19 protein-coding genes are annotated in these 24,893 nt (G+C 57.2%); 11 read left to right on the forward strand and 8 right to left on the reverse strand.

The features are described from left to right. Window positions 1–243: 243 nt before the first annotated feature. Window positions 244–1,635 carry an NAD-dependent succinate-semialdehyde dehydrogenase gene (locus H8274_RS02415; RefSeq protein WP_185933743.1) on the forward strand — a complete coding sequence of 464 codons (1,392 nt, stop codon included), beginning with the start codon at window positions 244–246 and terminating at the stop codon, window positions 1,633–1,635. Window positions 1,636–1,849: 214 nt separating this feature from the next. On the opposite strand, the gene H8274_RS02420 is transcribed toward H8274_RS02415, so the two are convergent. Together H8274_RS02420 and H8274_RS02425 are read right to left on the reverse strand one after the other, a co-directional pair. After that, the gene (locus H8274_RS02420) at window positions 1,850–2,470 is read right to left on the reverse strand and encodes a 3'-5' exonuclease (RefSeq protein WP_141670197.1); all 621 of its coding nucleotides are present in this window, start codon (window positions 2,468–2,470) and stop codon (window positions 1,850–1,852) included. A gap of 128 nt (window positions 2,471–2,598) precedes the next feature. Next, window positions 2,599–3,996 carry an amino acid permease gene (locus H8274_RS02425; RefSeq protein ID WP_244924500.1) on the reverse strand — a complete coding sequence of 466 codons (1,398 nt, stop codon included), beginning with the start codon at window positions 3,994–3,996 and terminating at the stop codon, window positions 2,599–2,601. Window positions 3,997–4,403: 407 nt separating this feature from the next. Between H8274_RS02425 and H8274_RS02430 the strand changes: the two genes are divergently transcribed. Continuing rightward, window positions 4,404–5,603, forward strand: a complete 1,200-nt coding sequence (locus H8274_RS02430) for a cobalamin-independent methionine synthase II family protein (protein ID WP_049620195.1) — start codon at window positions 4,404–4,406, stop codon at window positions 5,601–5,603. Window positions 5,604–5,916: 313 nt separating this feature from the next. Here the strand turns inward: H8274_RS02430 and H8274_RS02435 are convergent, their stop codons facing one another. Together H8274_RS02435 and H8274_RS09690 are read right to left on the reverse strand one after the other, a co-directional pair. Further along, entirely contained in the window at window positions 5,917–7,557 is a 1,641-nt protein-coding gene (locus H8274_RS02435) for a S1C family serine protease (RefSeq protein ID WP_185933744.1), read from the reverse strand. 164 nt (window positions 7,558–7,721) lie between these two features. Then, the gene (locus tag H8274_RS09690) at window positions 7,722–9,821 is read right to left on the reverse strand and encodes a dolichyl-phosphate-mannose--protein mannosyltransferase (protein ID WP_244924501.1); all 2,100 of its coding nucleotides are present in this window, start codon (window positions 9,819–9,821) and stop codon (window positions 7,722–7,724) included. A gap of 235 nt (window positions 9,822–10,056) precedes the next feature. Between H8274_RS09690 and rsmI the strand changes: the two genes are divergently transcribed. Further along, window positions 10,057–10,905 carry a 16S rRNA (cytidine(1402)-2'-O)-methyltransferase gene (gene rsmI / locus H8274_RS02450; protein ID WP_185933745.1) on the forward strand — a complete coding sequence of 283 codons (849 nt, stop codon included), beginning with the start codon at window positions 10,057–10,059 and terminating at the stop codon, window positions 10,903–10,905. A 186-nt stretch (window positions 10,906–11,091) separates the two neighbouring features. Here the strand turns inward: rsmI and H8274_RS09695 are convergent, their stop codons facing one another. Further along, window positions 11,092–12,315, reverse strand: a complete 1,224-nt coding sequence (locus tag H8274_RS09695) for an isochorismatase family protein (protein ID WP_244924502.1) — start codon at window positions 12,313–12,315, stop codon at window positions 11,092–11,094. Window positions 12,316–12,579: 264 nt separating this feature from the next. Next, window positions 12,580–12,876: a hypothetical protein gene (locus H8274_RS02460; protein ID WP_049620198.1), complete on the reverse strand. Its 297-nt coding sequence runs from the start codon at window positions 12,874–12,876 to the stop codon at window positions 12,580–12,582. A gap of 132 nt (window positions 12,877–13,008) precedes the next feature. Between H8274_RS02460 and metG the strand changes: the two genes are divergently transcribed. Continuing rightward, the gene (gene metG / locus H8274_RS02465) at window positions 13,009–14,826 is read left to right on the forward strand and encodes a methionine--tRNA ligase (RefSeq protein ID WP_185933746.1); all 1,818 of its coding nucleotides are present in this window, start codon (window positions 13,009–13,011) and stop codon (window positions 14,824–14,826) included. Then, on the forward strand, window positions 14,819–15,754 hold the full coding sequence (locus H8274_RS02470) for a TatD family hydrolase (protein ID WP_185933747.1): 936 nt from the start codon (window positions 14,819–14,821) through the stop codon (window positions 15,752–15,754). The genes metG and H8274_RS02470 overlap by 8 nt, the downstream gene beginning before the upstream one ends. Before the next feature lie 27 nt (window positions 15,755–15,781). Here the strand turns inward: H8274_RS02470 and H8274_RS02475 are convergent, their stop codons facing one another. After that, complete coding sequence (locus tag H8274_RS02475) at window positions 15,782–16,537, reverse strand: hypothetical protein (RefSeq protein ID WP_185933748.1); 756 nt, start codon at window positions 16,535–16,537, stop codon at window positions 15,782–15,784. 289 nt (window positions 16,538–16,826) lie between these two features. Here H8274_RS02475 and H8274_RS02480 point away from each other — a divergent pair, with 289 nt between their 5' ends. The 3 genes from H8274_RS02480 to H8274_RS02490 all read left to right on the forward strand — a co-directional run bounded on the left by H8274_RS02480 (window position 16,827) and on the right by H8274_RS02490 (window position 20,976). After that, the gene (locus tag H8274_RS02480; protein ID WP_244924503.1) at window positions 16,827–17,963 is read left to right on the forward strand and encodes an aggregation-promoting factor C-terminal-like domain-containing protein; all 1,137 of its coding nucleotides are present in this window, start codon (window positions 16,827–16,829) and stop codon (window positions 17,961–17,963) included. 108 nt (window positions 17,964–18,071) lie between these two features. After that, a complete protein-coding gene (gene rsmA, locus H8274_RS02485; protein WP_185933749.1) occupies window positions 18,072–19,127 on the forward strand; it encodes a 16S rRNA (adenine(1518)-N(6)/adenine(1519)-N(6))-dimethyltransferase RsmA in 1,056 nt (351 codons plus the stop codon). A gap of 13 nt (window positions 19,128–19,140) precedes the next feature. After that, window positions 19,141–20,976, forward strand: coding sequence for an ABC-F family ATP-binding cassette domain-containing protein (locus tag H8274_RS02490; protein ID WP_185933750.1), 1,836 nt, complete (start codon window positions 19,141–19,143; stop codon window positions 20,974–20,976). A 154-nt stretch (window positions 20,977–21,130) separates the two neighbouring features. On the opposite strand, the gene H8274_RS02495 is transcribed toward H8274_RS02490, so the two are convergent. Next, entirely contained in the window at window positions 21,131–21,622 is a 492-nt protein-coding gene (locus H8274_RS02495; protein ID WP_185933751.1) for a hypothetical protein, read from the reverse strand. 417 nt (window positions 21,623–22,039) lie between these two features. Between H8274_RS02495 and H8274_RS02500 the strand changes: the two genes are divergently transcribed. From H8274_RS02500 to H8274_RS02510, 3 genes are read left to right on the forward strand one after another with little or no spacing between them, the layout of a single operon-like run. Then, window positions 22,040–23,083 carry a peptidoglycan-binding domain-containing protein gene (locus tag H8274_RS02500; protein WP_185933752.1) on the forward strand — a complete coding sequence of 348 codons (1,044 nt, stop codon included), beginning with the start codon at window positions 22,040–22,042 and terminating at the stop codon, window positions 23,081–23,083. Then, the gene (locus H8274_RS02505) at window positions 23,080–23,757 is read left to right on the forward strand and encodes an ABC transporter ATP-binding protein (protein WP_049620209.1); all 678 of its coding nucleotides are present in this window, start codon (window positions 23,080–23,082) and stop codon (window positions 23,755–23,757) included. Before H8274_RS02500 ends, H8274_RS02505 begins: the two co-directional genes overlap by 4 nt. After that, a complete protein-coding gene (locus H8274_RS02510; protein WP_185933753.1) occupies window positions 23,744–24,817 on the forward strand; it encodes an ABC transporter permease in 1,074 nt (357 codons plus the stop codon). The genes H8274_RS02505 and H8274_RS02510 overlap by 14 nt, the downstream gene beginning before the upstream one ends. The last annotated feature ends 76 nt before the right edge of the window (window positions 24,818–24,893 follow it).

The following is a 24,893-nucleotide window of genomic DNA, read 5'->3' on the forward strand; positions in this document are numbered from 1 at the left end:
GAAACTCGGACTGGCGGTTCAACAGGTGGACCCCCCTTAGTAGAAAACTTGAAAGCGTGCCAGGTGCGCGAAAAGTGCCTGAAAGAAGGCTGGATGAATTCTTAAGCTGAGAGGAAAGTCACCAAAAGTGCGTCAGTTGCGGTAATCTTAAACGAAGATGCGTGGGATTCACCTGTTATTCAGCGCATCGACAACAGTGAAAGTCTTGAAAACCGCAGGTTGTAGCACAAGGGAGTGGGAACAATGGCCTATAAGACCACGAATCCTTATACAGAAGAAGTGGAAAAAGAATTTGACACCTTCACGGACGATCAGGTGCGTGAAGCTATTGGGAAGGCCGATGCTGCTTTCCAGGAGTGGAAGGAAACTTCTTACGCGCAGCGGCGTGAAGTACTCCAACGGGCGGCCGATATCCTCAAGGCCGAAAAAGAAGATTATGCCAAGGTAATAACCACCGAAATGGGGAAGACCCTGGCCGAGGCCAAGGCAGAAGTGGATATCTGCATCGGCATGTTTGAGGACTATGTGAAGAACGGGGAGAAATATCTGGCTCCCCGCGTACTGGAATCCACGAAGTACGGGGAAGGTAGCGCCACCCTGTACTACGAACCGCAGGGCGTAATTTACATGGTCGAACCCTGGAACTTCCCGTACTACCAGCTGGCCCGGGTGGCGGCTCCGCAGCTCATGGCCGGCAATACGCTGCTCTACAAGCACGCTTCGAACGTGCCGCAGTGCGCTCTCAAGTTCGAAGGTTTGATGCGGGGAGCTGGCCTGCCCGAAGGTGGCTTCATCAACGTCTTCGCTTCACACGGCCAATCGGATCTAATCTTGGCTGATCCGCGGGTGCGCGGAGTGGCCCTCACCGGTTCCGAAGTTGCGGGCGCCGCGGTTGCGGCCACGGCAGGCAAGTATCTGAAGAAGTCCACGATGGAACTGGGCGGCACTGATGCCTTCATCGTGCTCGAAGATGCCGATATTGATAAGACGGTTGCCTGGGCAGTGACCGGCCGGCACTGGAATGCTGGGCAGGTGTGCTGCTCTTCCAAGCGCATGATCGTGGTAGACGCCGTTTATGATGAGTTCCTGGAAAAGTACCGGGCCGGGGTGAAGCAGCTCGTGGCCGGTGATCCGATGGATCCGAACACGCAGCTGGCTCCGCTTTCTTCCGCGCAGGCCGTAAAGGACCTGCAAGAACAGCTTGATAAGGCGGTGGCCGAAGGGGCTAAGGCCGAAGAAGCTGGGATTGAACTGCCCGAGAAGGGCTTCTTCTTCCAGCCCACTATTTTGACGGATATCCCGGAGGATGCCGAAGCTCGCTACGTTGAGTTCTTCGGCCCGGTATCGCAAATCTACCGGGTAAAGGATGAAGAAGAAGCGATCCGCTTGGCCAATGACTCCCCCTATGGCCTGGGAGGTTCGGTATTCACCGAAGATATCGAACGGGGCAAGCGCGTGGCTCGCAAGCTCGATACCGGCATGGTTTACCTGAACCATCCGACGGCGGTAGCCGCCGATATTCCCTTCGGCGGGGTAAAGCGTTCCGGCTATGGCCACGAACTGATTGACCTAGGCATTCACGAATTCGTGAATATCAAGGTGGTTGTAGATTCGCCGATCGATAGCGATTTCTAAGCCCAATCGCCCCGCGCGCGGCGCCGGGCGCGGGAAATAGAAAAACATAGTAGTACCGGGCCGGTACCAGAAATGGTGCCGGCCCAGTGCTTTGCCTGGTTCCGGCTCGTTGCAGCCGTTCGTTGCGGCCGTTCGTTGCAGCGCGCTGGTAAACCGGGCAAGTACGGTAGTGGTTTTTACGCGAGGGCGCAGATTTTAGGCGATGGCGCAGGTTTTAGGCGACGGCGCAGGTAATGGCCCCGCTTTGCGCCGTCGAAACATTGACGCGTTTGGCAAGCTCTAGCAGTGCTTCCGAACTTGTGGCTTCGGCCAGGAAATGGCGGAGTAGGGAAGCGGTGGCGCGGGCATTTTTGAGTGTGGAGTGGGCGCTGGGAAAACCGATGCTGAGCGCTTTGCAGCAATCGGAAAGATTATTTGTGCGCTGCCCGAAAGGATACCGGTGGGCTAGGGCGAGCGTATCGATTACCTGGATATCTTGGTTGATACCCAGGCCGGCCCGGCCGAACTCAGCGGCGAGGAAGGAAAGATCGAATTGTGCGTTATGCGCAACGATAATGCGCGAGCAAATAGTTTCTAGCAACCAGGGGGCCAGGGCCGAAAAAGAAGGCGCCCCGGCCACATCTTCCGGTGCAATACCATGCGTGACGGCCTGGCCAAGCGGACGGTGGGGATCGAACATCGAGTGAAAACAGCTCACTTCGGTAGCGTGCTCATCGAGGAGCACTAATCCCACTTCGACTATCCGGTCCGCACGTTGGGGAGCAAACCCGGTTGTCTCAACATCTATTACCGCAAAACCACGCATAGTGGAATTATCTACGGAGAGATCGTTCAAAAAGTGGGATTGTGACTAGGAAGCGCTGTGAATCCCCGCTCATGTCAGACAACTGACAAATTTAAAGGTGCACAAAGTCAAATTGCTGTTCACGATAGTTCGAAAATATGCATCTTTAATGCAGCACCTCAGTGCAATCTGTGATCTGCGCCCGCGGATCGGGGTAAACGGATTTTAATTTCATAGGCGATAAATAGTATTAGTAGCCATAAAGGTCCGATAAATGCGGCGATGCGATATTGCGGTAGGTAAACCATTAGCCCTGCACAAAGGGCGAGCATAATGAGCACAAAAACGCTGCTCACGCGGCCTCCCGGCAAGGGGAAGCGCAATTTAGCAACGCCCTCCGGGCCAATTTTCGAGCGGAATTTCCATTCGGTAATAATCACCATGGCCCAATTAATTAGTGCCGCAATGAGGGCAATGGAAAGTAAATAGGTGAAGGCAAAGTCTGGGAAAAGGAAGACTACGAATACCGCGATCACGGTAATGGCCGAGCTTACGAGCACTCCCACATACGGGGTGCCGCGGGAGGACAATTTGAGTAGCACGCGTGGCGCATTGCCTTGTTCGGCGAGGGCATAGAGCATCCGGCCGTTGGAGTACAGCCCGGAATTGTAGACGGAAAGCGCGGCGGTGAGTACCACGAAATTAAGGATATGGGCCGCGAATTTCACGCCGACGGAATCGAAAATCTGCACAAAGGGGCTCGTTTCGCCGTCGATCTGGTCCCACGGCACCACGGCCATAATGATTGTCAAAGACCCTACGTAGAACAGCAAGATCCGCCAAATCACCGCGTTGATTGCCCGCGGAATTGAGCGCTGTGGATTGTGTGCTTCCCCGGCCGTAATTCCAATTAGTTCGATCCCGCCAAAGCTGAACATAACCACCGCGAAAGCAGCGGCTGCGCCACCGAGCCCGTTCGGGAAGAAACCGCCGTGGTCTACCAGGTGGGCGAAGGAAGGAGCTTCCCCGGTCGGGCCAGTAACACCCAGGAAAATAACGACGAGACCGAGCCCGATCATGCCAATAATTGCTACCACTTTGATTAGGGCGAACCAGAATTCGAACTCCCCGAAAATTCGCACGCCCGCCAGGTTTATTACGGTGATCACCAGCAGGCAGAAAACGGCGGTAAGCCAGCGTGGCACCTGCGGGAACCAATATTCGACGTACAAGCCCACCACGGAAAGTTCCGCCATGGCCACAAAAATATAGTTGAACCAGTAGTTCCACCCGGAAATGAAACCGGCCCGCGGGCTCCAATGCTGGTAGGCATAGTGGCTGAAAGCCCCGCTAACCGGTTCTTCCACGCTCATTTCTCCCAGCGCGCGCATAACCAGATATATAACGAATCCGCCCACCAAATAGGTAAGAAGAATGGCTGGCCCGGCCAGGGAAATAGATTCATGAGAGCCGTAGAACAGGCCGGTGCCGATAGCCCCTCCCAGGGCGATCATCTGAATATGCCGGTTTTGTAGGTCACGGCGCAGATGCGCGGAAGTTTCATTGCGAGCAGTCACCGGGCCATTGTAGGACTTAGTTGGGTTGCATGTGGGGTTTGTACCATTTGGCGCAACGCGGAGGGAGACTGCACGGTGAAGAAACTGCGCCGTGAAGAAAATGCCCAGCGAAGAAACTGCACGGCAAAGAACCACGCGGGGAAGTAACATGCCGGGCGAGTTTCCGGGCGCCGCGCCCGTTTCTTGAGATGGCGCGCCCAATCTGGTTACTTCCACTAATGTGTACTTACGCCGTACGGGTACAAAAATCCCGGTAGCGGCACGAAAGTAGCTTCGTGGCAAACAATAAAACCGCACCGCGGAGGGTGGCACGCGAAGTGAAAATCGGCAGTAACCGAAGTGAAACTCGGTAGTACATAAACCGATTGTTTCGAGTTTAGAAAGTAAAAACAGCGAAAGGAAAGCGAATGAGTCGGATCCTGACTACGCACGTGGGTTCCCTACCCCGCCCGGATTCCCTCCGGGAGGCCAACGCGAAGATGTCTGCCGGCGAGATGTCGCGCGAAGATTTCCAGGCCCAACTGGACGCCGCGGTGGCCGACGTCGTAAAGAAGCAGCATGATATTGGCATCGATATCCTCAACGACGGCGAATACGGGCACATGATGAAGGACTTCCAGGACTACGGTTCTTGGTGGACGTATTCTTTCACCCGGATGAGCGGGTTGGAGTACACCGATGAAGGTTTACATGAGGGGCAGACCACGGGCGGGGGAGCAGTAGAGCTCACTACCTTTAATAACCGGCGGGATTGGGTGCGTTTCAAGGACGCCTACACGAATCCAGAATCCGGTATTTACCAGGCGCAGGGCAAGGAAGCGCAGATGCCTACGATTACCGGGCCGGTGAAATATACCGGGCATGATGATGTGAAGCGCGATGTGGAATTTACTTTGCAGGCGCTCCGGGCAAATGGGCTTTCCGCTGCTGACGGTTTTATTGCGGCACTTTCTCCCGGTTCGGCCGCGCGGATTTCCAACACCTACTACAAGACGGAAAATGACATTCTCTTCGCCATGGCGGATGCCCTGCACGAAGAGTACAAGATCATTACCGACGCCGGCCTTACCGTACAGATTGATGATCCTTCCCTCGCGGAAGGTTGGGATCAAATCAATCCGGAACCGCCGGTGGAGGACTACCGCAAATGGGTAGAAGTGCGGATTGAAGCTATTAATGCGGCCCTGGAAGGAATCAATCCGGAACAGGTGCGTTTGCACGTGTGCTGGGGATCTTGGCACGGCCCGCACACCACCGATATTCCGTTTATTGACATTGTGGATAAGGTGCTCAAGGTGAATGCACGCGGCATTTCCTTCGAAGCAGCGAATGTGCGCCACGCCCACGAATGGAAGATCTGGCGGGAAGTGGAATTGCCGGAAGATAAGGTACTTATTCCCGGCATGGTTTCGCACTCCACCAACGTGGTGGAACATCCGGAACTGGTAGCCGACCGCATCCAAAACTTCACGGATATTGTGGGCCCGGACCGGGTGATCGCCTCCACCGACTGCGGTTTTGGCGGGCGTATCTTCCCCTCGATCGCGTGGGCAAAGCTCGAAGCGTTGACGGAAGGCGCCCAGATCGCTTCGAAACGTCTGCGCTAAGTACCGCTAAAAGCGCTAAGCCGCTAAAGAGCTAAGCCGCGCTAAAAGCGCTAAGCACCGCGAAAGGCGCTTAACACCGCGAAAGCGCTAGCTCTTACCAAAAAAACGAGCATAGCGTGCGGCGCGGCCCGAAAGTATAAATGTGCGGCGCGGCTGGGAAGTAATAATTCCAGCCGCGCCGCACATTTTTATCTTATTTCCCGCGTTTTTGTTTTGGTTTCCCGCGGGTTTTAGTTTTCCTCTGCGGTTTAGTTCCCCGCGGGCCCCTGGCGCACCGGGTTTTAGCTCCCGCGGGTCCTAGTGCCCCGCGGTTTTAGTTCACCGGGGATTCGGTGAGCGTGACCTGTACGGTTTCTTGCTTATTCGTATTGCCCCGGATGAGGGAAACCTCGATCGTATCTCCCACCTTCTTGCCGCGAATATACTTGGCAACATCCGAAGCATTGGTGAGCTGCTTGCCGTCAACCGCGGTAATCACATCGCCGCGTTCAATACCGGCAGCTTCGGCGCCCGAACCGGCCGTTACCGACTGTACTGCCGCCCCGTTTTGCGTTCCCACAATGGTCACGCCTAGGGCCGCATTCCGGCCGATCTGCACGGTGCCAGATTCATCGCCCGCGCGGATCTGCTCCACCACCTTCGTAACGTCCCCGATTGGAATCGCCCAACCGAAAGCCGTTTCGGAAGTCTTCCCCAGATTGCCGGCAGTATTCATGCCGACGATTTCGCCGTCGGAATTGAAAAGCGGCCCACCCGAGTAGCCGGGCACAATATCAGCAGAAGTACGAATCATGCCGGTGAGCTGTTCGTTCGTACCGCCACCTTCATCTTGCACTTCCACGTTTTCGTCGATGCCTGTTACCTTGCCGGCCAGCGCCGTTAAGTAGCCTTGCCCGTTTCCGTTCCCCACGGCAACGACGTCGTCTCCCAAACGCACCTTAGAATCGGAAATTTTCACGGTGGGCAGGTCGTGTGCGTCCTGGAGTTGCAGTAGCGCAATATCGCGCTTTTCGTCGTGCCCGATCACTTCCGCTTCATAGGTTTTCTGGGTGGTGGGTACCGTTACGCGCACCGAATTTGAACCCATCACCACGTGGTAGTTCGTGAGCACCTGGCCGTCCGCCGTCAAAATCGAACCGGTACCGGCACCTAGCCCCGCGCTCAAAGTGGTGTTAATGAGTACGACGCCGGGCGTTTCCACCCGCGTGCCCTGATCGATCGGCGTGCCCCCATTGCGAGTTTCGGGCTCATAGTTAGGCACCGGCATGTACGGATCTACCGGGTTGCCATTGGAAGGGCCCCACTGGTGCCCGTCAATGCCGGAATCAGGTAGCTGTTGGCCAGAACCATCCGACGGGTTGAGCCAGCCTTGGGAAGAATCTTGGCGTGAGTTACCCAACCCGAAATAGCCGAGCCCGGTGCCGGCCAGCAAAGCCAACACCATGCCAATCACAATGAGCAGTGCCGTAACGCCCTTCGAAGGGCGTTTCTTTTGCGCTGCTGGTGCGCCCATACCCGCATAATCTGGGTAGCCATAACCGTACGGAGTGCCCTGCTGTCCCCAGGTGGAATTCGGGTTTTGCCACTGCGGGCCACTGCTCCACGGATAAGAACCACGGTAATCAGCTCCGGAATTGGTGCTGTGGTAATAGGCACCGGGCTGGCCATAACCAGAACCTTGGCCATAACCAGAACCTTGGCCATATCCAGAGCCTTGGCCATAACCGGAACCTTGGCCATAACTGGAACCCTGGCCGTAATCGGAACCGTAGCCTTGCCCATAGCCGCTGCCGTAACCGTAAGTAGAGCTGTGGCCGTAGCTAGTTCCCGGCTGGGTGCTGCTGGCGCTGGCAGGAGATGAAGCAGAACCGCCAGTGTTGCCGCTACCACCTTCCTGTGGGCGCTGGTTACCTGAGTTGTTCCAGCCGGCATCGGATGGGTTCGATGTGCTCATTCCTTCCTCCTTGCCTTCGGGCAAATTATGCTAATCAACCTGCTAAAATTGCGCGCGGCGGTATTACGAGCGTAATCGCCGGCGCCAACGAGATACAGTGTTTTCCTCCTAACTGAAAGTTATCTGGAAGGAAACCAGAAATATACAAAGTGAGATAATAATATTTAAATCCAGCTGGAAAGCCACATATGTGCCTGCCAGAACCAGCGCGGCACCGTCATTCCCGTCCAAATTGGATACCAGAAAGCCGCGAAAAGTACAATAACTACGGAGGCCGCGGCGAAGATACGGCGCCCGCGCGGAGTAATGGTAACGGGCGCGGTCACTTCCCGTGCGGGAAGTGAATCAGTGAGGAACGCTATTCCGTAGGTGAGGGCGAGTACCGTAAAGGGGAGAAGCGCGACGGCGTAGAACTGGAAAATTGTGCGATTGGCGTACAAGAACCAGGGCAACCAGGTAGCCGCATAGCCGGCGAGGATCGTCCACGCCCGCCAGTCGCGCCGCCAGAAAGCGCCGAAAAGCACGACGCCGAGTGCCAGGACGGCTGGCCACCACACCGCAATATTTCCGATAGAAGTAATTGCTTCCACGCATTCATGGCCTTGCTGGCACACTTGCCGCATACGTTCGTCGTCGCTCCCTACCCAATAGAAAGAAACTGGGCGCAACTGGAGTGGCCACTCCCAGGCTTGCGACATATACGTATGCTCCGAAGAAAGATGGGTGTGGAACTCCATCATCTTCGCGTGGTAGGCGAGCCAGTTATTGAAAGCTTGGGGCAGGAAGGAAAACTGGGGGGCGTGATAAGCCTGCATATCGGCCGCTACCTGCGCGGGCGTCCAGGAACGCATAAATCCGTGGGGGTTGGTAAACCAGGGCAACCAGGCCGCCAAATAGGTGAGCAGGGTGGTGGGGACGAGCCACAAAAAAGCGGGGAGGCCTTCCCGGAAAATGCCGGCACTGAACCAGCGGCGCACGCCAACGCTACGCCGGGCCGCGCAACCCCACGCGAAAACGAGGATGCCGCCTACCGCTACCGCATAAAAGCCGGACCATTTCACGCCGCAAGCCATCCCGAACAGCAGGCCGGCAACCAGCAACCAAGGGCGGCAGAAAACCGCCGGGCCCCAGGCACTAGCCGGAGAAAACTGTTCCGAATCGGGCCCTAATTCCGCAGTTTTAGTAGCAGTTACTAATTCCGAGGTTTTAGCGGCAGGCACTGATTCCGCGGTTTCGGTGGAAACAGAACTATTGTGCGCGGGCGCGGCGGCGCGCGGTGCCGGGCAGCTGGTTCGTTCTTGTTTCCCCGCATCAGAAGCCGGGGCAAGCGGTACCGAAAGCGGTTTGCGGCGCAGGGGTGAGCGGGCCACACGCTGGGCCAGGGTGGCGCGCGTGGCCTCACGATCGCGCAGAATCGCCCAGAAACCGGCGAGAATAAAGAAGGCCAAGATGTTATCTAGTAGCCCGGTGCGGGAAAGCACAATCCCCATACCATCTAGGGCCATCGCTAGGCCCGCAAAACCGGCGAGGGTAGGGGAGCGGAAGAGCCGCAAAGCTACCCGCACCAGCAACATCACGGCAAAAACCCCGATGAGCGCGGTAGCAAACCGCCACCCGAAAGCACTCTGCTGTCCAAACAGGGCTTGCCCGGCTGCCATTATCCATTTCCCGAGCGGAGGATGTACTACATAGTCGCCGCCGGTTTGCTGCATGGAATAATCACCGGCGGCAAAGAGCGCATCATTTTCGGTGCCGCCCTCCCAATCGGCTTCGTAGCCGAGCCGCAACAAAGAATTCGCGCCCTTCACATAGTAGGTTTCGTCGAAAATAAGTTGGTGCGGGTGGGCCAGGCCCACAAATCTGACTAACGCGGCCACCAGGCCGGTGGCGAGCGTCACCAACCAGCCGGCTCGCGCTTGCGCCCGGGGTAACAGGCGCTGCCCCGCCCCCGCGATTCCCAAGCGACCGCGCAGACTGTTCTCAAAATGACCGGCGGTAATGTGTGGCAACTGCACAGTTTGCGGTTGGGGTACGGATGAATCCGGTGTACTTGCGGTGGGTGTACTTGCGGGCATGTTCGCGCTAGGAGCAGTACTTGCGGCGGGCGCGTTTGCACTGGGCGCGTCCGCACTGGAGGCGTTCGCACTGGACACGTTTGCACTGGACGCGTTCGCGTTGGGCGTGCCGGCGCCGGTGTTAGATACGCCCGTGCGCGGCATGCCTGCACCGGGCACGGAAGCAGGGTTTTGCTCTTGGTGGCTCACGTCAGGATTCTATCGAGCTACGCCAGGTTAGGGGTGAACCGCACCCGGCGCTTGCCCAACCACAGTGTGCGCATGGCGCCAGTTCTGGCCCGCTTAAAGCGTGTGGTTAGTACCGGTTCTGCTGTGCTTCGTATTGTGCATGGCAAGCAGGCAATCCCTTTGATCCAGTGTCAACAACCCTTTGATCCAGTGTCAACAAAGCAAGGGTAGTCCCGTACCCGTTTACACTGGGGGCATGGATATGCGCGAAACCGGAAAACTTGTGGTGGCGGGAACTCCTATAGGTAACGACGCCGATGCCAGCCCGCGGCTTTTGGCAGCTATGGCCGAAGCGGATGTGATCGCGGCGGAAGATACGCGGCGGTTCATGAATCTCGCGGGCCGCTTGGGGGTGCAACCATCCGGCCGTGTGCTTTCCTATTTTGAGCACAATGAATCCGAGCGCGGGCCGCAACTCATTGCGGATATTGAGCAAGGTGCAACCGTCCTGCAAGTTTCTGATGCGGGAATGCCCGCGGTTTCAGATCCGGGCTACCGTTTGGTAGCGCGCGCTCGGCAAGCAGACCTTCCCGTGGAAGTAATTCCGGGCCCTTCCGCGGTACTCACCGCACTGGTAGCGAGCGGGCTTATGAGTGACAGGTTTACTTTCGAAGGTTTCTTGCCGCGCAAAGATGGCGAACGCCAAGCCGTATTACAAAGGCTACAGGGCGAGGAACGCACCATGATCTTCTTTGAATCACCGCGCCGCCTGCCCGCCACTTTGCAAACCCTGGCAACAGTTTTCGGAGAAAGCCGGCAGGCCGCGGTATGCCGCGAACTGACGAAAACCCATGAAGAAGTAGTGCCGGGAGAGCTGGGCTTTTTAGCCGAAAAGTTCGCGGGGGAAGTGCGGGGCGAAATCGCGCTGGTAGTAGCTGGTGCAGACCCGGCCGAAAAAGCCGCACAAATACAGCCGGCCGCAGTGGCCGAAGTGCAAGAACTAGCCGCGCTCGGGGTGCGGCTAAAAGACGCCGCCGCCTTTATTGCCCGGCACACAGGCCTGCGGAAAAACGAACTTTACCGGGCCGCGCTCGCGGAGAAATAACGCGAAATAGCGCGAAATAACGCCCGGCTGCGGTGAAATGAAATAACGCCGGCCGCGAAGAGAAAACGCCTGGCCACGGAGAGAAAACGCCCGGCCGCGAAAAAATAGCGCCCGCATACGTGAAATCCCGGGCCGGAAACGCGGGTGCGCGTTTCCGGCCCGGGATGCGGGTAAAACTAGGCCATGCTATTTCTTGCCGTCGCCATCCGGGTTGAGCGGATCTACCTCAATATCGGAGAAGTCGAAATCGGCTTCGGAGGCCTCGGCGGAAAAGTCGGCATCGAGGTCGATGCCTGCTAAGGCTTCGTCGAACTCATCGCCCAAGAGGGCTTCGAGTTCATCATCAAATTCCTCTACCGCGCCGCTATTAATAGAGATAGGGGCCTCGGCATCGTCACCAGTTTCCGCGGCGGTTGCGGCCGCGCCGGCGGCCACAGAATCTGCAGCCGGCTTAGCCCTATCCGCAGTATCCGTAGCTGCAGTGTCCCTAGTCGCAGTATCCGTAGCTGCCGCGCTCTTAGCCCGGGAATTTCCCGCCGGGTGGGCGGTTTCTACCGGGTCATCAATGCTGGGCAGATTGCGGGCGGATTTTTCAAGTTCGGCAAGGATTTCGTCATCCTTATTCCGCTCCGTTTTCTGGTAGTCCAGCTGGAAGTCCTCGTTGAAATCGTCGAAATCATCGTCGTCGTACACTTCGTATTCATCACCGGCGTGAATCGGCATCCGCAGCCCGCCAGCGCTGGAACGAATTGGGAAACGCGAGGAAAACTCGAAGTCTTCATCCTCATCCTCGGGAAGAAGGCGATCTTCCGGTTCTACATAGAAATCAAAGGCGTGGGAAGAATCAATTTGTTCCACCCCTCCTTCATCCATTTCGAAGCGGGCCAGCACGCCGAGCTCTTCGGAGGTAGGAACCGTCAGGTCGGAAAAGACCCGAGTTTCAAAGCCGCGCCGCCGCGCATCCAAAGCCGTGGCCTTCACGCAATGAGATTCCGCAATGCCCACAATGTCTACATACTTGGTATCCAGATCGCGCAGGATTTCTTCCAGGGAATCACCCACGGAATCTTTCCCATCGAAACCGGAATATCCGGCCGAATACTGGCCTTTCTTCACGTACACGTCGATGGGCAAAGAAGCAATGGCATCATGCAACTCCGCCTCTTCCGTGCCGGCCACGCCATGCGGCGGCCAGGAATCTACATAGTCCGGATTATCGGAAAAATGTTTTCCGGGGTTAATATGCCAATCCTGCGTGGTGAGGATGAGATCATATTTATAGGCATTGTTAGTTACGAAGTCAGCAATTCTTTCCGCTACCGCGTTTCCACCTTCGACGCCGAGGGCGCCGCCTTCGCAAAAGGTTTTCTGCACGTCCACGATGACGAGTACTCGAGAATCCTCAATCATTATTCTCTCTCCCTGAATAGCGGGGTGCGGCCCTCTCACCAATAACTTACCTAATACGAATCAGGGCCGGCGCCGTGATTCTATCGTGAAGCTCCGCCCGGGGCCAAGGGGCGATAAAGCCAAACATACGCAAAACCATGCCAGCATGCACGCGCCGAGGCAAGTTCGTAGCGGTAGCCGTTAGTTGTTAGCGGTAGCCCCTAGTTGCGCGGGCAGCTGCTTAGCGGTGCCGCTAGCTGCGGGGCGGCTGCTAAGCGGTAGCCGCTAGATGCGGCGGGGGCGCCGCGGGAAAGGTGGGCGCCGTTCGTCGGAGGGGCGCAAACCAAGGAGGCCTTCTCCGGCGGCTTTGAGTTGCGCGGAAGTTTCTTCCGGGTCGCCATGTACCACGACGACGTCCCGCGGATACGCCTGCCCTCCTGCCTGCACGTGGCGGAGCCGGCGTTGTTGCGCTGCCGCTTCCGCCGCGCGTTCTGCGGCCGCCAATTGGGCCGGATCAGGCCCCGGGGAAACCCAATGCGGCCGCGCGCGGCGCGGCAAATGTAAAGAGGAATTAGCAGGCATGGCCTCATTCTAAAGAACCGCCATCAAAAGACCCTGGGACGCCCAAACTCCGAATGTGATTTCGCTTGCGCGTTTGGTGGAGCTTTACTCTGCTGGGAATACTGGCGCCCCGAGCCGAGTAGGCTTAGGGGTATGACGCATATTCTTTCCGCGGTTGCATGGCCGTACGCGAACGGCCCCCGCCATATCGGCCACGTAGCAGGTTTCGGTGTTCCCTCCGATGTTTTCTCCCGCTATATGCGAATGCGAGGGGAAAACGTGCTCATGGTTTCCGGTACCGATGAACACGGCACGCCCATCATGGTGGCGGCGGATAAAGAAGGCGTAACCGCGGAAGAAATTGCGGACCGCAATAACCGCATCATTGTGGAAGACCTCGTAGCCCTCGGCCTTTCCTACGATCTGTTTACACGTACCACCACCGTCAATCACGAGCGTGTGGTGCAGCAAATGTTCGAAACTTGCCGGGACAACGGCTACATGGTGATCCAAAAAACGCCGGTGGCAATCGACCCGGATACCGGCAACACCCTGCCCGATCGCTATATTGAAGGCACCTGCCCGCTGTGCGGCAACGCGGGAGCCCGCGGGGATCAATGCGATAACTGTGGCAACCAGCTTGACCCGCAAGATCTCATCGATCCGGTATCGAAGATTTCCGGGAAAACCCCACTTTTCCAAGAAACTGACCACTACTTCCTGGATCTTCCCGCACTGGCAGAGAGCCTGAGTACATGGTTAGACGGCGTCGAAAAAACTGGAGAATGGCGGCCTAACGTTATTTCCTTCTCCCAGCATTTACTGGAAGACGTTCGCCCGCGCGCAATGACTCGCGATATTACCTGGGGGATTCCGGTACCCGGGTGGGAAGATCAGCCCAATAAGCGGCTATATGTATGGTTCGACGCCGTTATCGGATACCTTTCCGCCTCGATCGAATGGGCGCGGCGGCGGGAAAAGGCCGGCCAGGGGAGCGCTGCGGATTGGCGCCAGTGGTGGAATGATCCGCAGGCCCGCTCTTATTACTTTATGGGTAAGGATAATATTGTGTTCCATTCCCAGATTTGGCCGGCGGAAATTCTGGCCTATAACGGGGAAGGGAAACGCGGCGGCGAACCGGGCGAACTGGGCCGTTTGAACCTGCCCACCCAGGTGGTGGCATCCGAGTTCTTGACGATGGAAGGGAAGAAGTTTTCGTCGTCGAAAAATGTGGTGATTTATGTGCGTGACGTGCTGGAACGCTACCAGCCGGACGCCTTGCGCTACTTTATTTCGATTGCCGGCCCGGAAACTTCGGATGCTGATTTTACGTGGGCCGAATTTGTGCGGCGCAATAATTCGGAACTGGTGGCCGGTTGGGGAAACCTCGTCAATCGGACGGCGGCGATGATCGCGAAGAATTTCGGGGAAATCCCGGAACCGAGCGAACTTGCCGATATTGATCGGGAACTGCTCGATAAGATCGAAGCCGGTTTTGAAACCGTGGGGCAAAATATTGCGGCACACCACCAGCGTGCCGCCCTCACGCAGATTATGCGGCTGGTGGGAGAAGCTAATGCGTATGTTTCCGCTACGGAGCCGTTCAAGATGAAAGATCCGGCGCAGCGTCCGCGCCTGGCCACGGTACTGCATACTCTTGCCCAAGCGGTTTCGGATCTGAACACCATGATGAGCGTATTCCTACCGCATTCTTCGAATACGATTGACGCGGTAATGGGCGGGACAGGCGATATCGCGCCCATGCCGCAACTGGTAGAAACCACGGATCTGGATTCGGGTAAGGCATATCCGATCATTACTGGCGATTACACCAATCCGCGGCCGTGGAAACGGCAACCGGTACAGGTAGGCACCCCAATTTCCAAACCGAAACCGGTGTTCCAAAAGCTGGATCCGGCCGTGGTAGAAGAAGAACTGGAAAGGCTGGGCCTGGGCGAAGAGGATGAGTAAAAAGAAATCCAAGCGGCACATTTTTCCGGGTATTCCGGAACCACTTCCATACCCGGTGGTCGATAACCACACGCATATTACGGTTACCGGTGATCCCAACCGGGAAGACGGCACCGGGGAAGACGGCCGGCCCCTAAGCGGGGCAGAACAAGTGCGGCGCATGGAAGCTGCCGGGGTGCGGCACGCGATTAGTTCCGGATGCGAGATCGGCACGCTTCGCGGCACCGTGGAATTGGCCCGTGCTTTCCCGCAGTACATTAGCGCCGCGCTGGCAATCCATCCGAATGATGCGGCCTTGCATGCGGGAGTAACCGAACCGGGCCCGGATGGAATCGTCCACGGCCAGAATGCGGATCACTTAGCCTACAGTTTGGAAGAAGCTGTGGCCGCGGTTGCCGAACTTGCCCGCACGGAAGAATGCGTGGTGAGCATTGGCGAAACCGGGTTGGACTATTACCGTACCGCGGAGGCCGGGAAGGCCGCCCAGCAGGAATCCTTCCGCATGCATATTGCCTTGGCAAAGGAACTGGATTTGCCGATGCAGATCCATGACCGGGAAGCCCACGCGGATGTGATCGATATTCTGCGCCGGGATGGTGCTCCTGCTCGCACGGTTTTCCACTGCTATTCGGGAGATGTGGAAATGGCTCGCATCCTGGCCGAACAAGGCTGGTATGCGAGTTTTGCCGGCAATGTTACCTACCCGGCAAACACGGATTTTCGGGCGGCTTTGCAGGAACTACCTGCTCACCTCGTGCTTGTAGAAACCGACGCCCCATATCTGACGCCGCTTCCTTGGCGCGGGCACCCGAACGCCCCCTACGCGGTGGTCTACACGGTGCGTGCCACCGCAGAATATCGCGGCTTGGCACTAGATGCGTGGTGCCGCCAGCTCGATGCTAATACCCGCGAGGTATACGGCATCTAAAGCTCGTGCGGTACTAATCGCGCGGTACTAACGCGCCGCGGATTGCAGCTTTGCGGCGCGGGCCAGGGCCACGATTTGCGCGAACCCGGTAACTATGAGTACGCCGGCACCTACCACGTAGACCCAAAAGCCCCACCCGTAAGCCGCACCGAAATCAATGGTGAGGCGTACGGCGTCGGCTCGGCAGAAAGCAAGGAGCGCCCCTGCCAGCACCGCGCCACCCAGCGGTATCAGTACCGCCGCAAGCGTGCTGAGCTTGCCGCGATAGAAAGCGAAAACGGCACCGATTATGGCCGCCACTATGCCGGCGAGCGCGAGGAGGAAGGGGAGATCGGCGTCCGTATATATAAGGGTGGAGAGAAGGGTTTCTTCCGCGGTGCTGCCCGCGTCTACTTGCCCGGTGAGTACCGGGAAGGTAAACAGCCCTATCGCTAACAGCACGCCTAAGCACAGGTTGAAGACGCCGATACCGCGGGCCACGCGCGCGGTTTTGTTTTGCACCGGTGGGGTGGGCATGGAACCGTAAGGTGGGTAGGCTGGATAGCCTTGCGCGGGGAAAGCTTGGTTTGTACCGGGATAGGCCGGGCCCGGGTAGGCCTGCGGGCCCGGGTAGGCCTGTGTGCCCGGGTAAGACTGTGGACCTTGATAGGACTGTGGGCCTGGATAGGTGGTCTGGCGCGGATGCGCCGGGTTAGCGTAAGCCTGAGCCTGAGGGGCTGAGGTCGGGCTGGTTGGCGTGGCACTTTGCCCGGATTCGTGCGGCTGGGACTCCGAATTGCTCATAGGAATAAATCTAGAACACTCCGCTTCCAAAATGCCGGAAGTTCGCTTGTTGATCAGCTCGCTTGTTGGACTCACCACGGGCAGTAGCCAGAAGGTCACGATTTGATTACAATCGATCTCGATTCGTTATAAATCCGAGATATTTCGGGTGGATCCGGCCGGGACCTAGTGGCAAAAACCGCTCCTAGAAACGGCGATTCATAGCTCGCAGAGCCCTAATATCTAGCATCTACGCAGTTAGATAGCCCAGAATGAACGGATTTGTAGAAGGTTCGAGAAGGGGAAAGCTTTGGGACGTCACGGCGGGGAAAACTCCAGTATTTCCGAACGGGTGGCTCGGTCGATGGCCGATGCTCCGAAGCCTGGCACACGGCGTGCGCTGATTCTGGCCGAACGGGAAGCGCAGGAAGCGGCAGCTATCGCGGCTACGCAGATTGCGAAAAACACCTCCACTTTCGCGCGGGTAGGAACCACGGCTACCAATGTTCCCAGCTCGCTCCTGGCGCGCTCTACCGCAGCATTGGCTTCCGTCTTGATTGCGGCCCCTACCGTGGCTTTCGCCGCCGGTACCATGGGTAATACCGCGCAGGCGGCTACCGATAATCACCCTGATCCGGCCCAAAAAGCCCATCTTTTGGCCGCAAATAACGCTGCCAAAACTGTTACTTTCGTGTTTGATGGCACCTCTAAGACCATCACCACTACGGCCCCTACTTTGCATGATGCGTTGCAGGAAGCGGGTATCCAGGTAGATGGGGACGACGTCGTCTCGCAGGAACTGGCGGCGCCCGTTACCGATGGTTCCACCGTGAATATCACCCGCGTGGAATACAAGATGGTGACGGAAGAAGTAGTGGACGCCCACGAAACCAATGAGGTAGAAGACGCAGCCTTGCCGCAAGGCGAACGGGATGTGGAAACCGCCGGGCAGGATGGCGTTTCTGCTAACACCTACCAAATTCGGGTGGAAAACGGGAAGGAAGTTTCCCGTACCTTGCATTTCACCGCGCAAAAGCAACAGCGCGTGGACGAAGTGGTGAAGGTAGGCACGGCCGCGCCGAGTGCCCGCGAGAATACGGGTGGCAACGGTGGGGGTGCACCGAGCGGGGCAGTAGCCGTACCGGCCGGTTCGGCCCAAGAAATTGCTGCCGGCATGCTTTCTTCCTACGGCTGGGGTGGAGACCAGTTCTCCTGCCTCGTTACTTTGTGGAACCGGGAATCTGGGTGGAACCACCTGGCGCAAAATCCTTCTTCGAGCGCGTATGGGATTCCGCAAGCACTGCCAGGATCGAAGATGGCTTCTGCGGGAGCTGATTGGCGTACCAACCCGGCCACGCAAATCAAGTGGGGCCTGGGCTATATTCAGGGCCGTTACGGCACCCCGTGCGGCGCCCTAGCGCACTCCAATTCCGTGGGTTGGTACTAGAAACTAGCCGTTCAAAACCGGTTATAAAACTCGCTCTGAAAACTCGACGCGGAAAACTTAGTGCTGGATTGCAGTGGCAGGCCAGTGAGTGTTCTAGACTCGAGGGCGATGACTGATATCCAAGCTAAGAACGGGCAGTTGCCCGAACTCGATCTGTTAACGGCACGGGACGTGCGCGGCCTGGCACAAGTGCTCGGCTTGCGGCCCACGAAAAGCCGCGGCCAAAACTTTGTGATCGATCCGGGAACCGTCCGGAAAATCGCGCGGGAAGCCGAAGTGCAAGCGGGCGAGTTTATTCTTGAAGTAGGCCCGGGCCTCGGCTCCCTTACCTTGGCGTTACTGGAACGCGGCGCCCAGGTAGCCGCCGTCGAAATTGACGAAAAACTGGCCGGCGCACTGCCGCAAACCCTCACGGTACACGGGGCCGCTCCCGATAATTTCGCGGTCACCAAAGGCGATGCACTACATTTGGCCGGCCCGCAGTCTCTCACGCTTCCCGCGGCCTGCGCGCGGGACGGGCGGCACGAACCGGAAAAGCTCGTGGCAAATCTGCCCTATAACGTGGCAGTGCCAGTACTATTGCAGATTTTGGAACGGTTCCCCACGATTCACACCGCCGTGGTGATGGTGCAATTAGAAGTGGCAGAACGGTTGGCAGCTACGCCCGGTTCGAAAGTTTATGGTGCTCCTTCGGCGAAAGCGGCTTGGTATGCGCGGGTGCGGCGCGGGTCGAAAATTTCGCGGAGCGTGTTTTGGCCGGTACCGCGCGTAGATTCCGCCCTCGTAATCGCCGAGCGGCGCCAGCCCGGAGAACTGCAGCACCAGCTCGGTACGGCGGAGCAACCCGGTACGGCGGAGCAACCCGGTGCGGCGGAGCAACCCGGTGCGGCGGAGCAACCCGGTGCGGCGGAGCGCCAGCTTGGAGAAACTTTGACTGGGGAGGAAAACCTGGAGAACGCAAAACTGCGGGAAGCAACTTTTGCGGTAATCGATGCGGCTTTCGCACAGCGGCGGAAAACCTTGCGCGCGGCACTCGCAACCTGGGCGGGTAGCCGCGAAAAGGCAGAAGAAATTTTAGTGGCGGCCGGTATTGATCCGGGCGCGCGGGGCGAAACTCTTAGCATCACCGATTTCTTGCGCATCGCCCGTACCGCCGGCAAATAAAGGAGTTTTATAGATGGCAACGCCACTGATTACCGCGCATGAACTACGCCTTGAATACGCTACGAAAACTGTCTTTGATTCTTTGACGATCGGCGTGGCCGAGGGGGACCACATCGGAATTGTGGGCCGTAATGGGGACGGCAAATCCAGTTTATTGGGAATGCTCGCCGGCACCGTGAAATATCAGGCGGGCCGGGTTACCCGGCGCACCGGCCTAAAAATTGGCCTGCTCGCACAAGGCGATAACCTAGACCCAGAGAACAGTGCCGGGCAGGCGGTGGTAGGAAGCCGTGCGGAACACGAGTGGGCCGGCAACCCGAAAATTCGCGATATTATAACCGGGCTCATGGCTGATATTCCGTGGGAAGTGAAAGTCGGTGAGCTTTCCGGTGGGCAACGCCGCCGGGTAGCTTTAGCCGCCGTGCTTATCGGAGATTGGGATGTTATCGCCCTAGACGAACCTACGAACCATTTGGATTTGGAAGGTATCACCTGGTTGGCCGGGCATTTGCGCCGCCGCTGGCCGCAAAACCAAGGCGCTTTACTCGTGGTCACGCACGACCGTTGGTTCCTGGACGAAGTATGTACCCAAACCTGGGAGGTCCACGATTCTATCGTTGAACCCTTCGAAGGCGGGTATGCCGCCTACGTATTACAAAGGGTGGAACGGGACCGCATGCGTGCAGTGGCAGAACAAAAACGGCAAAACCTCATGCGGAAAGAACTTGCCTGGTTGCGGCGCGGTGCTCCGGCACGCACCTCGAAACCAAAGTTCCGGATCGAAGCTGCCAATGAGCTGATTGCGGACGTGCCGCCGCTACGCGATTCGGTGCAGTTGCAGCATGTGGCCATGGCCCGCTTGGGAAAACAAGTAGTGGATCTGGAAAATGTGTCCGTGAGTTTTGGGGCCCAGGAAGTGCTTCGCGATATTACCTGGAAAATCGGGCCGGGTGATCGCCTGGGTATTCTCGGTGCTAACGGGGCCGGCAAGTCCACCCTCTTAGCGCTTATTGCCGGGGAGCTGGAACCTACCAGTGGGCAGGTAAAACGCGGAAAAACGGTGAAACTGGGTGTGCTTGACCAGCGCTTTTCGCAGCTGCAAGAAATTGGTGGGTACCGCGTGCGGGAGGTACTTGCCCGCCATAAAACGAGTTTCCAAATTGATGGGAAAGAGTATTCGCCTGCCCAGCTTTTGGAGCGGCTCGGTTTTCGGCGCGAAGCGCTTTCCCAGCGGGTAGCTGAGCTTTCCGGCGGGCAAAAACGGCGGTTGCAGATTCTTATGCTACTGCTGGCGGAGCCCAACGTGATCGCGCTCGACGAGCCCACCAATGACGTAGATTCCGATACGTTGGCCGCTTTGGAGGAGATGCTCGATTCCTGGCCGGGCACCCTTATCGTCGTCTCCCACGATCGCTACCTGCTAGAACGCGTTACCGACCAGCAATATGCGATACTCGCGGGCACGTTGCGGCACCTACCCGGCGGGGTGGAAGAGTACGTGCGTTTGCAGGCGCAAAGCGAGAAACGTTTGCCGGCGGTTTTCGCCGCGAAAACCGGAACGACGCCGGACGGTACTGCCCCGAGCGTGCCCGGCTCGGAAACCGGGCCTGCTACCGAACCGCAACTAACCGGGGCACAAAGGCACGCCCTGGCAAAAGAAGTAGCAGCGATTGAACGTAAGCTAAATAAAACCAACCAGCAGATTGGCCGCATCGAAGAAAAGATGCTCGCCCATGACCAAAGCGACTACCAAGGCCTAGCCGAACTCACCCAGAACATGAAGGAACTCGAAGCCGAAGCCACACAATTGGAAGAACAGTGGTTGGAGGCTGCCGGAAAACTGGAGTAGCAACAGGAGTCTGCAGCCCCGAACTTCGGCAGTTCTAGAAGCACGGGGACATATTTCCGGCGCGGAGAACCCGCAGGCGGAGAACCCGGCGGCGAGGAACCCGGCGGCGATGAACCCGGCGGCGAGGAACCCGGATACCCCAGGCGCGAGGAAGTTAATTGAAGAGGTATCTATCTGGCGCGAATTGCCTACACGTGCGGGATAAGGATTCTCCTTCTTCTGTTTCGGTGCTTACCAAATTTTGGTTCTTCTGGTTTTCCGTCCATTCGAAAATCGGATGCCAAAGCTCTCCATCACTGAGAGCGCTTTCCACATAGCTTTTTTCGCTGGGAATGACGCTGTGATCTACTACTACGCCGAAGGATTCCGCGCAGGGGATGTAGAAACCGGTGAGGTATTCGTACTGGATGCGCCACTGCTCTTCACCCCATTTCTGCCGGTATTTCGCTGCAATTGGGTATTGCGCAATGCACTTAGCTTCAGCTTTGGTTGCAGCGGCTAGCTGATCATCGGGTATCTCATTGGTGATAGATCCGCCCACAGCCATGGAAGGGAAGCCCGCATCGGTGAGGCACTGGGTCATAATGTCTGGCCATTCGTCTGTGCTGATTTCTCGGATGACTGGTGGGAGTTCGGTTTCAGTCATTGCCGGTAGCGGTGGGTTTGCTGTGGATAGCGCCTGATTGACTTGGTCGAGGCGTGATTGTTTGGCGAATTCTGCGCTTACCGGGCGCGGTGCGGGAGTGAAGCTCGGTTTCCAGGTGTTGATATCACGCGGTGAAAAACTCGATGTGGTGCTGGGGCTCGAATCCGGTGGAGAGCTTTGAGTATCGCAAGCGGAGAGCGCCAAGGTGCACCCCACCATAGCGAGTATTGCGGCGCGAAGTACCCGTTGCTGCGTCATCTTGACCTCCGTATAAGGCGATGGAACCCTCTTTCGAACCGCGTTGATCGAAATAGTGAGATTAATGTAACCTGATGGTGTGCGTTCGTCAAGGTCTTCTTTTGACTAAGTATTGGCTTCGCAACGCATTAATGATGACGCTCAGAGTGGAGGTCGGATATGAAGCGAAAAATCGCTGGGATTCTTATTATCCTGGTGCTCGTTGCGGGCGGAGCTTACTGGGCCGGAGCTACTCTGAGTCGCAAAACGTTCACACCAGAACCATTTCCTACTCCCGCTTTGGTAAAGGTTTCCGAACAAACCGTGGGGCGGACGCTAGATTTGGCTGCGAGTATAGAAAGCCAGCTGGCGCCGGTGGCCGCAAACCAACTGGCGGGAGTAATTACTTGGGTCTCAGATGCCCGAGAATTTGGGCAAGGCGATCCGGTGTACGCGGTAGCCGGGGTGCCCGTCCGGGTAGTCAGCGGAGATACTCCTTTTTACCGCGAGCTAGCTCCCGGAACCCGCGGCTCTGACGTTCATCAGCTCACCCAGTTGCTGACCGATCTGGGATATCTGCGCCGGGCTGATAGCGAATTTGGTCCCGTCACCGAAAAAGCAGTGAAGGCCTGGCAAAAATCACAGGGGAGAGAAGAAACTGGCACGATACAACTGGGTGAACTCGTAGCCATTCCAAGTATTCCTACCACCCTGGTTCTTGATCGCAAGATCGCTAAACCCGGCCTAGATCTCCAGGGTGGAGAGAATATTATCTCCGCTACTACCGGTGATCCGAATGTATATCTCATGGTCAGCGAACAGCAAAGAAATCTAATCCCCGCCGGAGCTGCTGTTACTTTGCAAAATGGAGAGCAAAAGTGGCGTGTAGCAATATCAGATATGAACCAGCGGACGGAGGATGGCTTCTATAAAATCTCCCTAAAAGGCGAAGACGGCGGGCCTGCTTGCGGAGCCGAATGCGAAGGCCTTGGCGGTGGTGAAGGAGTATCTTTGCCAGCTGCGGTAGAAGTAATCCCGGCCGTAACCGGCCCCGCCGTGCCGCGCGCCGCAATTATGACCAACGCTAAAGGTGAATCTTATGTGGTGGATGAAGCTGGAAATCACATAGCGATCACGATGAAAGGGGCGGCGGAAGGCATCGCCGTCGTAGAAGGGGTGGAACCGGGTACCACTATCCGCGTGTTCGGGGAGGCTGGCGCATGAGTGAGCCCCTGAGCATGGCCTGCCAAGGCTTAAGATTTCGCTACGAAAAACACTCTCCGGAATTATTTGGTGGACTCAACCATCGTTTTGCGGCCGGTACGATGACGGCGCTAACCGGTGCTTCCGGGGCTGGTAAATCTACCTTGCTGTATTTGCTAGGTCTTATGCTTACACCGATAGCCGGTGCTATTACATATCGCGGCCGGGAGCTTAGTTCGTTACCGGATTCAAGCCGTTCAGAATTTCGGGCGAAACATATCGGTTTCGTTTTTCAAGATTCGGAGCTAGACGCCTTTCGCACCATCCTCGATTCAGTGCTCGAACCTGGCCTTTATGCGGGCCAAACCCGTAAAAACTTAGAAGGAAAAGCGCTCGAGCTGCTCGAAAAAGTCGGTTTGGCGCAGATCGCAAGCCAGCGGCCCACCCAGATTTCTGGAGGCCAAGGGCAAAGAGTTGCGGTATGCCGGGCCTTGGTGAACAATCCGGAGATTATTTTGGCAGATGAACCCACCGGGAATCTTGATCGGGATAATTCCAGTACCGTGCTCGACCTTTTGCGGGCGGCCAGCGAAGAGGGACGGATAGTTATTATTGCTACCCACGATCCGTTTGTAATGGCAAATTGCTCAGCGGTTCTCAATATTACGGAGGCGGTGGAAAATGCGGTGGCGTGAACTAATCCGGGAAGCGTGGAAAGACGCGCAAACCCAAAAAATCCCCTCCCTCTTGCTTTTATTGGTTACCCTCGGTGCTTGCCTGGCAGCATTGTTGACGGCCGGGCAACAGGAAGCACAAAAAGCCGTACTGGCGCAAAAATTGCAGGATCCCGCCTCACGGATGCTGGTAATCCGCGAAAAGAAAGGCCTGATCACGCCGGAGGTTTTAGCATTAGCCCAAGCAACGCGCGGCGTAGAAATAGCCGTCGGGGTAGTAAAAGTAGACGATGTTGAGCCAACGGTTCCCGGTCTGCGAGTTCCTGCTTGGACGGTCTCAAATGTGGAAGCAATCTATGCGTCAAGTCTCGGCCGCGCCCCGGAAACAGGGGAGGCCTTAATCCAAACCGGGGAAGCTGCAGAATACGGTTGGGAGGTTCCCGCCGGCGTCTTTACCGATCGCGACGGCCAAGAATTTCCCGTGGTAGGTGAGGGTGCTCCTCGCCCGGGATTTGCTTCCTTCGCGAACGGGGTGCTTATTCAGGCAGATCCGCACCCGGCGGCGTATCAAAGCTTGCATGTGCTCGCGAGTTCTTTGGAGGTGCTGCCAGATGTGCAGACAGCCTTGCTTTCCTATATTTCGGCGCAGGGCGGAGCCGAAATTTCGGTGGAGAATGCGGGCATGCAAATAGTAAGTGAGTTGACCGGTGGGGAATATGCCCGGTACGGGCAGTCGATTCTATTGACGGTTCTGGTGGCGGGCGGATTCCTCACCGCCGTCGTTACTCTCACCTACGTATTACTGTATCGGCGGATTTTGGGCCGGCGCCGCGCCCTCGGAATTACTCGTTTTGAACTCGCTTTACTCACCCTGCTACGAATTGCGATCCCAATCAGTATCGGGGCCGCGATAGGCGCGCTGGTGGCATACACCTACGCGGCTACCCGATTGGCCACGATTCCGCTCGATTACACCGTGGCGAGCGCGCTCATCTTGGTGATTATCTCGGTGCTGGCCGCGATCGCACCAATTGCATGGGCCGTAAACCGCGACCCGGCACGAATCATGCGAACGCCCTAGAAACGCCTCCCTTAGGAGCTTTCTTCCGAGCTCCCCTCCCCGGAACGCTGCGGCTACGCCGCGTTTTCGTTTCGGC

Source organism: Actinobaculum suis (genome assembly GCF_900618115.1).
GTDB classification, from domain to species: Bacteria; Actinomycetota; Actinomycetes; order Actinomycetales; family Actinomycetaceae; genus Actinobaculum; species Actinobaculum suis.

What these genes read in the sequence shown, in the direction of transcription:
- H8274_RS02415 (WP_185933743.1), top strand. Translation starts at nt 244, where the DNA reads ATGGCCTATAAGACCACGAATCCTTATACAGAAGAAGTGGAAAAAGAA.
- H8274_RS02430 (WP_049620195.1), top strand. Translation starts at nt 4,404, where the DNA reads ATGAGTCGGATCCTGACTACGCACGTGGGTTCCCTACCCCGCCCGGAT.
- H8274_RS02435 (WP_185933744.1), bottom strand. Translation starts at nt 7,557, where the DNA reads ATGAGCACATCGAACCCATCCGATGCCGGCTGGAACAACTCAGGTAAC.
- rsmI (WP_185933745.1), top strand. Translation starts at nt 10,057, where the DNA reads ATGGATATGCGCGAAACCGGAAAACTTGTGGTGGCGGGAACTCCTATA.
- H8274_RS09695 (WP_244924502.1), bottom strand. Translation starts at nt 12,315, where the DNA reads ATGATTGAGGATTCTCGAGTACTCGTCATCGTGGACGTGCAGAAAACC.
- H8274_RS02460 (WP_049620198.1), bottom strand. Translation starts at nt 12,876, where the DNA reads ATGCCTGCTAATTCCTCTTTACATTTGCCGCGCCGCGCGCGGCCGCAT.
- metG (WP_185933746.1), top strand. Translation starts at nt 13,009, where the DNA reads ATGACGCATATTCTTTCCGCGGTTGCATGGCCGTACGCGAACGGCCCC.
- H8274_RS02470 (WP_185933747.1), top strand. Translation starts at nt 14,819, where the DNA reads ATGAGTAAAAAGAAATCCAAGCGGCACATTTTTCCGGGTATTCCGGAA.
- H8274_RS02475 (WP_185933748.1), bottom strand. Translation starts at nt 16,537, where the DNA reads ATGAGCAATTCGGAGTCCCAGCCGCACGAATCCGGGCAAAGTGCCACG.
- rsmA (WP_185933749.1), top strand. Translation starts at nt 18,072, where the DNA reads ATGACTGATATCCAAGCTAAGAACGGGCAGTTGCCCGAACTCGATCTG.
- H8274_RS02490 (WP_185933750.1), top strand. Translation starts at nt 19,141, where the DNA reads ATGGCAACGCCACTGATTACCGCGCATGAACTACGCCTTGAATACGCT.
- H8274_RS02495 (WP_185933751.1), bottom strand. Translation starts at nt 21,622, where the DNA reads ATGACTGAAACCGAACTCCCACCAGTCATCCGAGAAATCAGCACAGAC.
- H8274_RS02500 (WP_185933752.1), top strand. Translation starts at nt 22,040, where the DNA reads ATGAAGCGAAAAATCGCTGGGATTCTTATTATCCTGGTGCTCGTTGCG.
- H8274_RS02505 (WP_049620209.1), top strand. Translation starts at nt 23,080, where the DNA reads ATGAGTGAGCCCCTGAGCATGGCCTGCCAAGGCTTAAGATTTCGCTAC.
- H8274_RS02510 (WP_185933753.1), top strand. Translation starts at nt 23,744, where the DNA reads ATGCGGTGGCGTGAACTAATCCGGGAAGCGTGGAAAGACGCGCAAACC.